Origin of the sequence: Dyadobacter sp. OTU695, from assembly GCF_038440355.1 — a bacterium.
Lineage (GTDB): Bacteria > Bacteroidota > Bacteroidia > Cytophagales > Spirosomataceae > Dyadobacter.
Map to the genome: position 1 here is coordinate 52,361 of NZ_JASATN010000003.1, position 13,071 is coordinate 65,431.

Genomic DNA, 13,071 nt, shown 5'->3' on the forward strand with positions numbered 1-13,071 from the left:
TAACGATTGAATACAAGCCATGAAAACACTCAGAATTTTAATATTGCTCGTCACCATCAGCCTGCAAGCCAGCGCAACAGGCTATGTACACAACATGTTTGTGGCGCACAGAAAGTTGCAGTCCGGCAAGGAATGTGTAACTGAAAGAACGGCCGCGCGGAAAGTAAAGCCTGTGTTGAAGGCAAAGGCTCCTGTGCAGGTGAAACACGCGGGCGCGGTCAAAAACACGAGCGCCAGCATGTCGGGTTCAGAAATTATGACATTGAATGCGCGTATCCTGGAAGAAGGTCCGGCGGCATTTTTTGAAAGCGAATCCGAAGAGAGCGAAGGCGAATCAATGGTAACCAAGCTGGTGAGCGCAGTTAGGTGTGTGATTTTTACCTTCATTCCTAAACTGGGTCATTCCTAAGCAATACCGATAATTTTAAAAGCAAAAAGCTGCGAGAGTCGATCTCGCAGCTTTTTGCTTTATCAGCCTACCGTGTTGGTCAAGGTGCCAATCGGTTCGATGGTAATGTGAACGACATCACCGGATTTCAAAGTAAAGTCGGAGGATGGCACGATACCGGTCCCCGTCATAAGGTAGCAGCCGTGCGGGAAAGCCATTTCGCGGTACAGGAAATGCAGCAATTCCTCGGGTTTGCGTTTCATTTGGGCCAAAGTAACCTGCCCGTTAAAAACTTCCTCGCCCCCGCGCACGATCGAGAGGTCGATCACCGTATCAGTACCGAACTGTTCTTTAAATACATAAAGGCAAGGGCCCAGGGCGGCGCTGCCGGTGTAGGATTTTGCCTGTGGCAAGTACAAAGGATTTTCACCTTCAATGCTTCTGGAACTCATGTCGTTTCCGATGGTGTAACCCACTAATGCCCCTTCCGATGTAGCAAACAGGGTTAGTTCCGGCTCGGGAACATCCCAGGTCGAATCTTTACGGATACGAACTGTGCCATGATGGCCTACCACACGCCAGGCGGTCGATTTAAAGAACAGCTCCGGGCGTTCGGCTTCATACACACGGTCGTAGAAACTTCCGCCGCCTGCTTTTTCGGATTCCTCCATGCGTGCCGTGCGGCTTTTGAAATAGGTTACACCCGAAGCCCACACTTCCTGAGACCCGATAGGCGCCAGTGCGTCCGGCATCGGGAAATCTTCACTGAATGTCAGCGCGATAAGGTTTTGAGTCTGATTTTCCAGCCATTCGTACAGGTTGTTCCTGTTCACGACAACGTCCCAGTCGGTTTCGTGGAGGCGGTAGAAAATGTCCTCGTTTTCAAGGAGGATGCCATTTTCGGTCTTATATAACTTCATGAAATGCAGATTTTGGTTTTGCCTGAATAAGTCCCCGATCGGGTGTCTTTACTGTTAAATACGGACAGGAAAGTGTTTCAGGCCACTAAATATGCGGGAATATGGAGGCATCAGCTGCGCTACAGGCGGCGGTCGATCGGTATGGGCTCCTGGTCGAGGAGTTTGATATCTCCAAACAGTGGATGATCGGGATGGAGAATGATATTGTAAGAAAAAGGTACGATGACCGACGGTATGCCGACACCCAGTACGTCGGGTTTGATGAGCCAGTCTCTTAGCCAGAATTGCGTCCGGCCATAGGTTTTATCCTGCCAGTAAGCGGGCAGGTCATTCCGAGAATAGCGTTTGATGTCGTCGGGGATTTCAATAGATGACAGCCAGTATTCGGGAAGGTCCTCATAGCGCACGCCGGGCGCGTGTGCGAGGGTTTCGACAAGTCCGAGTTCGGGAGTGGAAGTGGTATAAAGCACGCCAACTCCTTTTGGGTTCCAGCGCGCACCGAAAAGACGGCTGCCTTCGGTAGAAAGTGCATCATGCCGGAATTTTTCACGCGTAATCCTGTATACCAAAGGCATAGGCAGCGCTGTCAGGCGGGTAAACCGTAATCCAGGCGGCCAAGCACATCATCCACCAGCCCAAAGCCCGTCACCGTATCCATCATTTGCAAGGGCGACTGGTCATTCAGCGCGGAGATTGGTGTTCGTAGCCAATGCCTGACCACGTTTTCCCGGCCATCGAAAGTATCCAGCGCATGAATAAGCACATTGCGAAGCAGCAAAAGCCGCTCGGAAGCATCGGTACCAAGCCTTTTATCGCCCTGAATGCGATGCAGGTTACGTGGCGTCATGCCGAGTACGTGAGCGATTTCATTGTCTGTCAGGCCCACAAGGTCAGCTATTTCATCGGCAACAGCGCGCATAATTCCTTCGCGTGATGTTTTAACAACAAGAAACTCCGATGCAGGCTGTTTGCCATAGGGAACGAATTCTTCTTCGAAAAACCGGATAGGTGGCGTTGACATAGCGTGCTATAAATGACGTATGTCACTAAGTTAAGTGACATACGTCGTATTTCAAATCTTTTCCTTCAAAAAGTCCGCAGTATAGTTCCCTTCCAGTTTCACCATCTCTTCCGGTGTGCCGGCGAATGTGAGCTGCCCGCCGTTTTCGCCGCCTTCGGGACCGAGATCGATGATCCAGTCAGCGCTTTTGATGACTTCCATATTGTGCTCGATGATGATCACGCTGTCGCCTTGTTCTACCAATGCATTGATGGCTTTGAGGAGCTTTTTAATGTCATGGAAATGCAAACCGGTGGTCGGTTCGTCGAAAATAAAGAGTGTTTTTCCTTTGTTGGAAGAACCTTTGCCCAGGAACGAAGCCAGTTTCACACGCTGCGCTTCACCGCCGGACAGTGTGTTAGACGACTGCCCGAGCCCCACATAACCGAGCCCTACTTCCTGCAACGGAAGCAGCTTATCAGCCAGTTTCGGCTCCGATTCCCTGAAAAATTCGATGGCTTCATCGACGGTCATATCCAGGATTTCGGCCACGTCTTTGTCGTGGTATTTCACTTCTTGCACTTCCTGTTTGAAACGCTTTCCGTTACAGCCCTCGCAAGTGAGGTAAATATCGGCCATGAACTGCATTTCGATCTTCACCTGGCCTTCCCCCTGGCATATTTCGCAGCGGCCGCCGTCGACGTTGAACGAGAAATGCGAAGGTTTGTAGCCCCGCGCTTTCGAAAGTGGCTGTTCCGACATCATCTGCCGGATATAATCGTAAGCTTTGATATATGTAACCGGGTTCGAGCGTGACGATTTCCCGATCGGGTTCTGATCGATCATTTCCACTGCTTCGATGCGGTCGATACTGCCTGTCAGCTCGTCGAACCTTCCTACATCCTCGCTAAATTCGCCTTTGATGCGCATTAATGCGGGATAAAGGATTTTACGGATCAATGTAGATTTTCCTGAACCACTCACGCCGGTGACGACGGTAAGGTTATTCAAAGGGATTCTGACGTCCAGCTCTTTCAGATTATTCTCCCGCGCGCCCTTGATTTCAAGAAAGTGCAGCGATTTTCGTCTCACAGAAGGAATCGGAATGGAATCATTTCCAAGCAAAAAATCCAAAGTATGCGACTGCGCATTTACTTCCTGACCGTCAATGACCTCCTGACTATTGCTGACCCTGTGACCATCGCTTTTCAAAGCAGCGATGTCGCTCTGCCTGCCCTGAAAAACCACATGGCCGCCACCGGTTCCGGCTTCCGGTCCGATATCAATGATCTGGTCTGCCGCGTGCATTACTTCCTCCTCGTGTTCTACGACGATCACGGTATTACCCAGGTCGCGGAGAGATTCGAGCACGCCTACGAGCCGTTGCGTATCGCGCGGATGCAAGCCGATGCTTGGTTCATCGAGAATGTACATCGAGCCCACCAATGCGCTTCCTAACGAAGTAGCGAGCTTAATGCGCTGGAATTCGCCGCCGGATAATGTGCTGGTCAACCGGTTTAAAGTCAGATAACCGAGTCCGACGCGGTTCATATAATCCAGGCGGGATTCAATTTCAGTCAGAACGCGTCGTGCCACCTGCCGGTCGTGGTCGCCTAGTCCGAGCTGTTTAAAAAATCCCGAAACATCCTGGATAGGCATCAAAACCAGGTCGGTTATGGATTTGCCGCCTATTTTGACGTAGGAAGCGTCCTTCCGCAGACGCGAACCGCGGCAATCGGGGCAGGTCGTGCGCCCGCGGAAGCGAGAGAGCATCACACGGTACTGGATCTTATGGGTCTGGGATTCGAGTTCCGAAATGAAGTCGTTGATTCCCTGGAAATATTGGTTACCGGTCCAAAGCAACTCTTTTTGAGCGGGAGTGAGGTCTTTGTAAGGCCTGTGGATTGGGAAATCGAATTTCACGCCATTGCGGACGAGCGGGATCAGCCATTCGCCCATTTTCTCCGTACGCCAGGGCGCTATGGCACCGTCGTATACCGATAGGTTCTTGTCAGGAATGACCAGATCGGGATCTATGCCCAATATTTTACCAAAACCTTCACACCTTTTGCAGGCACCGTAAGGGTTATTGAAGCTGAAAAGATTGACGGTCGGTTCCTCGAATGTAATGCCATCGAGTTCGAATTTGTCAGAAAAAAACCTTTTTTCACTACCTACAATATGTACTGTACAAGTGCCTTCCCCTTCAAAAAACGCTGTTTGTACGGAGTCGGAAAGGCGGTATTGCGTGTCTTCGTCGTTGTGGCGGATCGCGGCGCGGTCGATGAGGATGAAAACCTGGTTGCCGGCCTGGGGAAACTGCTCGGGGCTTTCGAGGATATCTTCGATAGAAACCACCTCATCATTCAGCACAATGCGGTTATACCCTTTGGAAAGTAGTATTGTAAGTTCCTCCATCTGAGAGCGGCCATCTCGAATGAGTAACGGCGCGAGGATCATCACGCGTGTGCCCTCGTCGTGCGCGAGCATGTAGTTCACCACGTCGGTAACCGAGTCTTTTCTTACAATTTCACCCGAAACCGGCGAATAGGTGCGCCCGATGCGCGCGAAAAGCAGTTTGAGATAATCATAAATTTCCGTGGAAGTGCCGACGGTCGATCGCGGATTGCGGGTATTCACCTTTTGCTCAATGGCAATGGCCGGTGAAATGCCCTTGATGTACTCCACTTCCGGCTTTTCCATACGGCCGAGGAACTGCCGGGCATAGCTGCTGAGGCTTTCCACATACATCCGCTGGCCTTCCGCGAACAGCGTATCGAAGGCAAGCGACGATTTTCCGGAGCCCGAAAGGCCTGTAATGACGACCAGCTTGTTACGCGGGATCGCCACATCGATATTTTTCAGATTATTTACTCGGGCACCTTTGATCAGGATGTATTGTCTCGGATCCAGTTCATCGAACTGATCGGCCTCGATCCGGGGCACAGCTAATTGCATCATAGCGGGGTTATCGGTGATTATGATATTAGTTTGAATGATGATGTGATACTATTATAACCAAAAGCCTCGGTATTTAGTTTTCTTTAAAAACCTGACCCGCTTTCATAAATTTCAGGCCGCTTTTCGCTGCTTCTTCAAATATAGGATCGGCGAAATGTCCGAAGTTGGGAACGTCGGACATGCTGTCTGTGAGCGCGATGACTTTTTTCGCTAATTCAGGGGCATATTTCACGATTTGCCGGACACTGGTCGCTACGCAATGGGAGCGCGCCTCGCCGGCGACGAGTACCTGGTCGAATGCATTGAGGTCCGCCAAAAAACGTTCATTCAGCTCCGTTTCCGGGGCATTGGTCACGGGTACCTGTGCTTTAAAAACGCCGAAATGCTCGGTAAGAGGGTTAATGCCCTTCGACACCGTGTGGTAGTTGCGGCGGGTGCGGTGCGCCCACGCGAGCACGGAATGCATGAGCGTGTCGTCGATTGCCGCACCTTTGGAACCGATAAGGCAATGCTCCGGCCAGATGAAATGCTGGAATTCGCCTTCGGCTTCCAGTGTTTGCAGGTATTTTAAAACATATTCACGGTGATAGCGCGGCACCCATTTACCTGTTTCCACCGACTGGGCCGAAATGAGCGTAAATGGCGCGATCGTATTGCCGTTCTGGTCCTCCCAGAAGAGCGGGTGTGCCATATCGAGCACCTGGTGGGTATCGAGCGTCAGGAAAATCGAATCGATTTTATCGCCTTCCAGCGCAATGAGGCTGGCAATGCGTTCCATGTCCTTCCCGGCGCCCGGCACATATAAAGTCCCGTTAGGATTACAGAAATCATATTGGGCGTCGATGATCAGCAATGCGGTCTTTTTCATCATGAAATGGGTGTGTTAAAATTCCAGCTCGTGTGGCAGCTCCATTTGCCGGGCGTACATTTTGGAACAGAGGCTGTAAACGAGTTGCAGCATCCGGTTCGTGTCCTTAATATAATCGATCCTGTAATCTTCGTCGAGTTTGCTGACGCCGTTGAGGATTACCTGGGCCTTTTTGGCAATGTATAATGCACAGGTATCAGCGCGGGACGAGTAGGTTCTCAGAATGTCGGAATAGCCTTCCAGGAATGTATTAAGAAGAAAGATATTCAGCTCGATTCCGCCGATTTTATCTTTCGTAACCTTCACATGGTAAGCGATATCCGCGCTCAGACTACGCATGTCCGTCAGTACCCAACCGGGCGTATTCTGGTTAAATTTCGATGTCCGTACAATCCGTCCCATAAGCTCTTCCCTTCTTTCGGGAATGGTGGAGCTGTCCTCGATCAGTTCGAAATGCAGGCGGTCGCTCAGGGTTTTGTCTTTGGTAATCAGCCTCAGGAGCAATTTATCCTTTTCTTTCGCAGGCATCTGGATAATCGCCTTTTTGAGCTGTTCAGGTAAAGCCATTCGGGTGCTTTTAATAACTTTTAGTTTAATTCCCGGCTCAACCACGTAACTTTATGGCCTATAAAAAAGGCCGGGAAGCTTTTACAAAAATATAAAATACAGATACACATTATGATTTCAGTGGCTATGTGTACTTACAACGGGGCAAAGTTCCTGCCCGAACAGTTGAAGAGCATTGCTGATCAGACGGTTTCGGTGGACGAATTGGTTGTATGTGACGACAGATCTAAGGACGACACTATTGAAATCATAAAATCTTTCGCTGCTACCAGCAAATTCCCCGTTCGCATCCACGTGAACGAGCAGAATCTGGGCTCGACCAGGAATTTTGAGAAATGTCTTTCACTCTGCGAAGGCGACGTGATTTTTCTCTGCGATCAGGACGACCGCTGGCGAAAAGATAAGGTGCAGAAGCAGCTTGCGTTCCTGGATGCACACCCCGAGCTCGATGCGGTGTTCAGCGACGCGGAAATGATCAATGACGATTCGGAACCGACCGGCAGGACTATCTGGCAGGAAATCGAGTTTGACAGGTCACGGCAGGAGATCTGGGAGAGTGGCAGACCGCATGAAATACTCTTTAACGGGTTTGTGGTAACAGGTGCCACGCTGGCGCTACGCAAATCGTGCCTCCAGCGACTCATGCCCTTCCCAACCCACGTGCAGGACCTCATTCACGACGCCTGGATAGCCATGGTATTGAGCCTGGAAAACAAGATAGATTTTATCCCCGAACCCCTGATTTCGTACCGAATTCATTCCAGCCAGCAGGTGGGATTTGGCAATAAGGTCGAGAAAGTGCAGCTCGCCCACCGTTTGAAACGCGACCGGAAATTGAAGCTCGTCCCGTTGAAGGAAAAGGCCGATAAGCTGCATGAGCTCTATCTGCTCCTTCGTGCGCTTCCGTTTGTTCCGCGCGAGAAGCTGATCAAATTGTATCTTTCACAAAAGCATTTTTACACCCGGGCGTCACTGCCGGATAGTCGTTTCAAACGACTTACACCGGTGTTGAGCCAGCTGCTGCGCGGTTATTACCGGTTCAGTAGCAAAGACTGGTGGCTGCCTGCCGTGGGCGATTTACTTGAATAGGAACTGGATTAGTATTTAAAATGGCTGAAAAAAAGTCGTTGGTGGCGGTGGTAATACCGGTGTATCAGGCAAACCTGACGGATGCTGAGCAAATGTCGTTGCAACAATGCATGGCTGTGTTGGGCAACTATCCGGTGATTGTGGTTAAACCGGCCGGTCTCGACCTTTCGGCGTTGCAGCATCAATGCCCGGCGCTTAGATTTCAGTCTTTCGATAGCACCTTTTTCGCCGACGTCGACGCTTATAACCGGTTAATGGTGTCCACTGATTTTTACAGAACTTTCACTGCCTACGAATACATCCTCATTTACCAGCTCGACGCATTTGTTTTCCGGGACGAGCTTAGTGAATGGTGTGCCAAAGGGTATGATTATCTGGGCGCGCCGTCCCTTCATCAGCCAGCGTTCGACACCATTCCCGCGGAATCTGCCCAGGATTTTGCTAATGCATTGTCGGCCCATCGCATCGTATTGAATGGAGGCCTTTCCCTGCGGAGAATTTCAGCATTCCTACGTTATCTGAAGATTTACAACTTCTTCTATCCATCCTGGAAAGGTAATGAAGACATGCTTTTCTGCCAGGAAGCAACGCGACTCAAACCAATGAAGATCTTCATGAAGTTGCCCAACTGGGCCGAAGCATTACATTTTGCATTCGAGAAAAGCCCGGCCGCAAGTTATGAGCTTACGAACCACCAACTGCCCTTTGCCTGCCATGCCTGGGAACGCTACGATCCGGCTTTTTGGGTTCCATTTATCCCTGTAAACCAGTGACTTTCTGCGTTTAACAATTTTTAACAAACTATCATCGATTTTCGGACGTTCTTGCTGATATTTAGTCAAAACCCCAATATCGCTATGAATTTCAAGTTGCTTTCGGCCAGTTTTGGAGCCATTTTACTGTCAATCCATACCAGCTTCGGGCAAATTACTGAGAATCCCAAGGTAGAGGAGTCGTCGGTTCCCTATGTGAAAATCAAGAAAGTAGAACTGACGGACGCCAATACAATTATTTACCTCCAGTTTACCGAGCCTAAAAACCAGCGGCCGCAGTTCCGCTCGCAACCAAGGACGTCGCCATTCCCCGACTCGCGCATTCCGCAGGTTCCACAGCAGGGTATAGGCCAGAGCCAGATCTGGCTTGATCCGGAAACCCGGCTTTACAAACCCGGTGAAATCGATAAAAAATTTAAGTTTATCAGGGCCGAAAACATCACTACAACCACCAGAACGAGTGTCGCTAACGGTGATACCGTCGATTTTGTAGCTTATTTTGAAAGACTCACGCCCGGAATCGAGGAATTCGATTTCTATGAAGGCCGAAGCTCGCAGGGAACCCAGTCTTGGAATTTTTACGGAGTCCACGTCAAGAACCCGCTCAAAAAGCAGCCTGAAAAGTCGTCGAAGCCCTTAGCGAAAGCGACGACACCGCCCGTTAAAAAGCCGGCAGCCAAGCCAGCTGCAAAAGCACCTCTAAACCCGGCTCCGGCTGCGAAGAAAGAGGCCGAAATGGCGGTTTTGAAAGGAACGGTCTACAATGCGAAATCGAAGGAGCCAATTGCCTCGCAAATCTCCTACATTGAGGGTGGTGATACACTGCAAATCCGTTCGTCATCCGGGAAATACCGCGTGGGTGTCGATGCAGGCGAACGATATAAATTTCGTGTAATGGCCCGGGGCTATTACGGCTCATCGTTCAGCCTTGCGCCGGGCGATTCTACGGGCAGATCTTTCGATCAGGATGTGTATTTAACACCTCTGATCGTAGGTGAGACGATCCTGCTTCCAAATATCTATTTCGAAACCTCGCAATACATGCTTCTTCCGGAATCCTACGAAGAACTGAACCGGCTGGTAGATGTCATGCGGGATAGTCCGACCGTCAAGATCCGTGTCGAAGGCCACACCGACAATGTAGGTGATTTTGACAAAAACCTCGAACTCTCCCGTCAGCGTGCTGAGGCAGTAAAAAATTATCTGATCGAAAAAGGCATTGAAGGCAGCCGTATTGAAGCAAAAGGCTACGGCGGAACGCGACCGCTGAAAAAAGGCAGCGAAGAAGAGCGGAAAAAGAACCGCAGGGTGGAGTTTGTGATTACGGAAATGTAGTACTAATGTCGCCCAGGAGCGCGATCGAGGGGTGGTATGTCATCCTTGGAGCTATCGAAGGACGGGTATGTCACACTGAGCGAAGTCGAAGTGCAAATGCACTATGCAAATCCTTCGACTGCGCTCAGGATGACAGTACCGTTACCGCGCCTTAATAATATTGGTAAACTCGCGTGATTTCAACGACGCGCCGCCTACCAGGCCGCCGTCGATATCAGGTGCTGAGAAAAGCTCGGGTGCGCTGGCAGCCGTAACGCTTCCGCCATAAAGAATCGAAATTTCATCCGCTACTTCCGCACCATATTTCGATGCGATGTGCGCCCGCAATGCCGCGTGCATATCCTGCGCCTGTTCTGCCGAAGCGGTAAGGCCTGTTCCGATCGCCCAGATCGGCTCATAAGCGATTATCACCGACTTCAATTGCTCCTCTGAAAGGTGGAAAAGGCTTTCTGTTAGCTGGTTTTTTACAAAACCGATATAATCTTCGTTCTGACGCTGTTCGAGCGACTCGCCGCAGCAGAAAATAGGGGAAACGCCGTTCGCTAATGCCGTATTTACTTTTTCGGCAAGCAATGCATTGGTTTCATTGAAGTACTGGCGACGCTCGCTGTGGCCGATCAGCACATATTGTACCCCGATCGATTGCAGCATTTGCGCGGAAATCTCGCCTGTAAAAGCACCCGAAACTTTGTCGGAGCAGTTTTGAGCCGCCAATGCGAAGTTGGGCTCGTTCTCGATATATTTTTGAATCGTAGTAAGGTAAATCGCAGGAGGGCAAAGGATGATTTTCGCGTCATTCCGGACCTCGTCTTTGGCCATATTAACGAGCTCTGAAGTAAGCGCAACTGCTTCATCCAGAACCTTGTTCATCTTCCAGTTACCGGCAACAATTTTTTTTCGCATGAGAAAATTTTTATTGTGGGAAAAAGTCATTTTACGCAACAAAAGTACCATATTTTCATCATTTACATGATTATATATATGTGATCAAAAAAATGTCGGAAAGTTTGCACATATCGAGATTTTTTTGTGTTTTATTAATGCAAAATCAACTATTTTTACTTGAATTAACCGATTGGACTGAATTCGATACTTAGTGTACACCGACGAATATAAATAGAAGTATAAACCATTTATAATCAACGTGTTTTTTGATGTTACCCGCGGAAATAGAAACATAGCCATTTAAAGAAAGGAGGCCACGATGAAAACGTCTAAGTGGTTCATAGCAGCGATCATACTTTTTACTCATACCCTGACATTCGGCCATTCCAGCGACGTACCCCCTGTATCAGAGGAAAAGTATGGTTACTTTTTAGATAAAAACCATAAAACAGCACGCATCCCGTTCGAGCTGCATTCCAACCTGATATTGCTTTACGCGAAGATCAACGACAATGATTCGCTGCGTTTTATCCTCGACACGGGCGTTAGTTCCATTATCATTACCGATCCGAATATCCTCAAAGCCGACAAGCTGCGTTTAACCCGTAAGGTCAACCTCACAGGAGCGGGCGAGGGGGCGTCGATTTCGGCGCACGTCGCGATCGACAACCGGTTTGCGATGGGAAGGCTTAAAGCGAACCACCAGAATATCGTGATCCTCGAACAGGACTTTCTGCGGCTATCCGAGTACGTGGGCGTACCGGTGCATGGCATTTTTGGTTATGAGATTTTCAACAATTTCGTCGTAACCATCGATTTTGCCAAAAAGGAAATACTGCTGATGCGGCCGGACAGGTACAAATACAAAAGCAGCAAGGGGGACAAGCACCCGCTGATTATCGAGGATACCAAGCCATTCACCGATGCCGTGACGCTTTTTGCCGACGGCCGCGAACATCCGATCCGGGTCCTGATTGATACCGGTGCCGGACATGCATTGCTTTTGAACAATACCCGCAAAGAGACCTTTCGCTTACCGGAAAAGGTAATCCGTGCGCAATTGGGCCGCGGCTTAAACGGGGTCATCAACGGAAACCTGGGCCGGGTAGACAAAATGCGGCTGGGCCGCTTCGAGCTGAATAATGTAGTAGCCTCATTTCCAGACAGTATTGCATTCGGTTCCAAGATCCGGGCCGGTGCCGAGCGTCAGGGCAATATCGGGTGCGAGCTGCTCCGCCGTTTCAAGGTCACATTCAACTATGGCGAGCACTATATGGTGCTGAAACCGATCAAAAGCAGGCTGCGCGAGAAGTTTGAGCACGATATGAGCGGCATGGAAATCCGTGCAGAAGGAAGGGACCTTCGTTCCTACATTGTGAACCATGTCGTAACCGATTCTCCGGCAGCACGCGCCGGGCTGATGGAAGGAGACCAACTGCTGTTTATCGACGACCATTCGGCTTCCGAGCTCAATGTGAGCGAAATATATAAGCTTTTGCAGCGGGGCGATGGTAAAAACGTGGATCTGCTGGTGAAACGGAAAGGCGATATTTTCTTTACACAGGTCACACTGCGCAGAATGATTTAGTACTTTTGGCCAAACTAAAACCTGGCCATTTGGATCGCTTCATTATTACCGAAGACGGCTCGCATTCGCTGTTCAGCGCGCAGTTCAGGCAGCAATACCATTCACTGCATGGTGCTCTGAGTGAATCGGAGCACATTTATATCAATCTTGGTTTAAAGCCGGTCCTGGAAAATGCTTCGGGACCGGTTTACGTTTTTGAAATGGGCTTTGGCACAGGCCTGAATGCCTTCCTCGCCTGGAAACTAGCCGACAGTCTTCAAAAACAGGTTTTCTACACTTCTGTAGAGGCCTTTCCAATATCGTTGCTGGAAGCGTCGCAGCTCAATTACGAGGAAGCGACCGGGGCAAGCGGCTTTATGCAGCTGCATCATGCTCCCTGGGGGGCCGAAACCGCCATTTCTCCATTTTTTTACCTGCAAAAGGAAAACGCTACCGTGCAGGAATTTACTTCGGAGCGGTTTTTTGACGTTATTTTCTACGACGCTTTCGATCCTCGCGCCCAGCCGGAGCTTTGGACCGAAGAAATTTTCTCCAAAATAGCGGCCCAAACGCCGCAAGGAGGCGTATTAGTAACATATTCCTCGAAGGGGATCGTAAAAAGGGCATTGGCTGCGGGAGGGTTTAAAGTGGAGCGGCATAAGGGCCCGGGCAGAAAGACCCACGTCCTGAAAGCCATCAGATTGTGAAATAATAGAAT

The 13,071-nt window shown here is 49.8% G+C and carries 13 protein-coding genes; 6 read left to right on the forward strand and 7 right to left on the reverse strand.

Annotation, left to right across the window (positions count from 1 at the left end; translation table 11 throughout):
- Nucleotides 1-19 precede the first annotated feature (19 nt).
- Nucleotides 20-409 (forward strand): hypothetical protein, encoded by a 390-nt coding sequence (locus tag AAHB90_RS08195; RefSeq protein WP_342084452.1) that lies wholly within the window; start codon nucleotides 20-22, stop codon nucleotides 407-409.
- Nucleotides 410-471: 62 nt separating this feature from the next.
- On the opposite strand, the gene AAHB90_RS08200 is transcribed toward AAHB90_RS08195, so the two are convergent.
- From AAHB90_RS08200 to AAHB90_RS08225, 6 genes are all read right to left on the reverse strand, one after another.
- A complete protein-coding gene (locus tag AAHB90_RS08200; protein WP_342084453.1) occupies nucleotides 472-1,308 on the reverse strand; it encodes a fumarylacetoacetate hydrolase family protein in 837 nt (278 codons plus the stop codon).
- Between the two features lie 119 nt (nucleotides 1,309-1,427).
- A complete protein-coding gene (locus AAHB90_RS08205) occupies nucleotides 1,428-1,883 on the reverse strand; it encodes an RES family NAD+ phosphorylase (RefSeq protein WP_342084454.1) in 456 nt (151 codons plus the stop codon).
- An 11-nt stretch (nucleotides 1,884-1,894) separates the two neighbouring features.
- Nucleotides 1,895-2,329, reverse strand: a complete 435-nt coding sequence (gene parS, locus AAHB90_RS08210; RefSeq protein WP_342084455.1) for a type II RES/Xre toxin-antitoxin system antitoxin — start codon at nucleotides 2,327-2,329, stop codon at nucleotides 1,895-1,897.
- 51 nt (nucleotides 2,330-2,380) lie between these two features.
- Nucleotides 2,381-5,269, reverse strand: a complete 2,889-nt coding sequence (uvrA, locus tag AAHB90_RS08215) for an excinuclease ABC subunit UvrA (RefSeq protein ID WP_342084456.1) — start codon at nucleotides 5,267-5,269, stop codon at nucleotides 2,381-2,383.
- A gap of 73 nt (nucleotides 5,270-5,342) precedes the next feature.
- Nucleotides 5,343-6,137: a nicotinamidase gene (locus AAHB90_RS08220; RefSeq protein ID WP_342084863.1), complete on the reverse strand. Its 795-nt coding sequence runs from the start codon at nucleotides 6,135-6,137 to the stop codon at nucleotides 5,343-5,345.
- Nucleotides 6,138-6,152: 15 nt separating this feature from the next.
- Entirely contained in the window at nucleotides 6,153-6,704 is a 552-nt protein-coding gene (locus AAHB90_RS08225; protein WP_342084457.1) for a hypothetical protein, read from the reverse strand.
- A gap of 111 nt (nucleotides 6,705-6,815) precedes the next feature.
- On the opposite strand from AAHB90_RS08225, the gene AAHB90_RS08230 reads away from it, so the two are divergent.
- The 3 genes from AAHB90_RS08230 to AAHB90_RS08240 all read left to right on the forward strand — a co-directional run bounded on the left by AAHB90_RS08230 (nucleotide 6,816) and on the right by AAHB90_RS08240 (nucleotide 9,901).
- On the forward strand, nucleotides 6,816-7,793 hold the full coding sequence (locus AAHB90_RS08230) for a glycosyltransferase family 2 protein (protein WP_342084458.1): 978 nt from the start codon (nucleotides 6,816-6,818) through the stop codon (nucleotides 7,791-7,793).
- A gap of 20 nt (nucleotides 7,794-7,813) precedes the next feature.
- The gene (locus AAHB90_RS08235; RefSeq protein ID WP_342084459.1) at nucleotides 7,814-8,566 is read left to right on the forward strand and encodes a DUF5672 family protein; all 753 of its coding nucleotides are present in this window, start codon (nucleotides 7,814-7,816) and stop codon (nucleotides 8,564-8,566) included.
- Between the two features lie 84 nt (nucleotides 8,567-8,650).
- Complete coding sequence (locus AAHB90_RS08240) at nucleotides 8,651-9,901, forward strand: OmpA family protein (RefSeq protein ID WP_342084460.1); 1,251 nt, start codon at nucleotides 8,651-8,653, stop codon at nucleotides 9,899-9,901.
- 141 nt (nucleotides 9,902-10,042) lie between these two features.
- Here AAHB90_RS08240 and tpiA read toward each other — a convergent pair whose 3' ends face one another.
- Nucleotides 10,043-10,804 carry a triose-phosphate isomerase gene (gene tpiA, locus AAHB90_RS08245; RefSeq protein WP_342084461.1) on the reverse strand — a complete coding sequence of 254 codons (762 nt, stop codon included), beginning with the start codon at nucleotides 10,802-10,804 and terminating at the stop codon, nucleotides 10,043-10,045.
- Between the two features lie 301 nt (nucleotides 10,805-11,105).
- Here tpiA and AAHB90_RS08250 point away from each other — a divergent pair, with 301 nt between their 5' ends.
- Together AAHB90_RS08250 and mnmD are read left to right on the forward strand one after the other, a co-directional pair.
- Entirely contained in the window at nucleotides 11,106-12,374 is a 1,269-nt protein-coding gene (locus AAHB90_RS08250; RefSeq protein WP_342084462.1) for an aspartyl protease family protein, read from the forward strand.
- Nucleotides 12,375-12,403: 29 nt separating this feature from the next.
- Nucleotides 12,404-13,060 (forward strand): tRNA (5-methylaminomethyl-2-thiouridine)(34)-methyltransferase MnmD, encoded by a 657-nt coding sequence (gene mnmD / locus AAHB90_RS08255; protein ID WP_342084463.1) that lies wholly within the window; start codon nucleotides 12,404-12,406, stop codon nucleotides 13,058-13,060.
- Nucleotides 13,061-13,071: the final 11 nt, after the last annotated feature.

Excerpts from the sequence above, each read along its gene's own strand:
- AAHB90_RS08195 (WP_342084452.1), top strand. The coding sequence starts at position 20 with ATGAAAACACTCAGAATTTTAATATTGCTCGTCACCATCAGCCTGCAA.
- AAHB90_RS08200 (WP_342084453.1), bottom strand. The coding sequence starts at position 1,308 with ATGAAGTTATATAAGACCGAAAATGGCATCCTCCTTGAAAACGAGGAC.
- AAHB90_RS08205 (WP_342084454.1), bottom strand. The coding sequence starts at position 1,883 with ATGCCTTTGGTATACAGGATTACGCGTGAAAAATTCCGGCATGATGCA.
- parS (WP_342084455.1), bottom strand. The coding sequence starts at position 2,329 with ATGTCAACGCCACCTATCCGGTTTTTCGAAGAAGAATTCGTTCCCTAT.
- uvrA (WP_342084456.1), bottom strand. The coding sequence starts at position 5,269 with ATGATGCAATTAGCTGTGCCCCGGATCGAGGCCGATCAGTTCGATGAA.
- AAHB90_RS08220 (WP_342084863.1), bottom strand. The coding sequence starts at position 6,137 with ATGAAAAAGACCGCATTGCTGATCATCGACGCCCAATATGATTTCTGT.
- AAHB90_RS08225 (WP_342084457.1), bottom strand. The coding sequence starts at position 6,704 with ATGGCTTTACCTGAACAGCTCAAAAAGGCGATTATCCAGATGCCTGCG.
- AAHB90_RS08230 (WP_342084458.1), top strand. The coding sequence starts at position 6,816 with ATGATTTCAGTGGCTATGTGTACTTACAACGGGGCAAAGTTCCTGCCC.
- AAHB90_RS08235 (WP_342084459.1), top strand. The coding sequence starts at position 7,814 with ATGGCTGAAAAAAAGTCGTTGGTGGCGGTGGTAATACCGGTGTATCAG.
- AAHB90_RS08240 (WP_342084460.1), top strand. The coding sequence starts at position 8,651 with ATGAATTTCAAGTTGCTTTCGGCCAGTTTTGGAGCCATTTTACTGTCA.
- tpiA (WP_342084461.1), bottom strand. The coding sequence starts at position 10,804 with ATGCGAAAAAAAATTGTTGCCGGTAACTGGAAGATGAACAAGGTTCTG.
- AAHB90_RS08250 (WP_342084462.1), top strand. The coding sequence starts at position 11,106 with ATGAAAACGTCTAAGTGGTTCATAGCAGCGATCATACTTTTTACTCAT.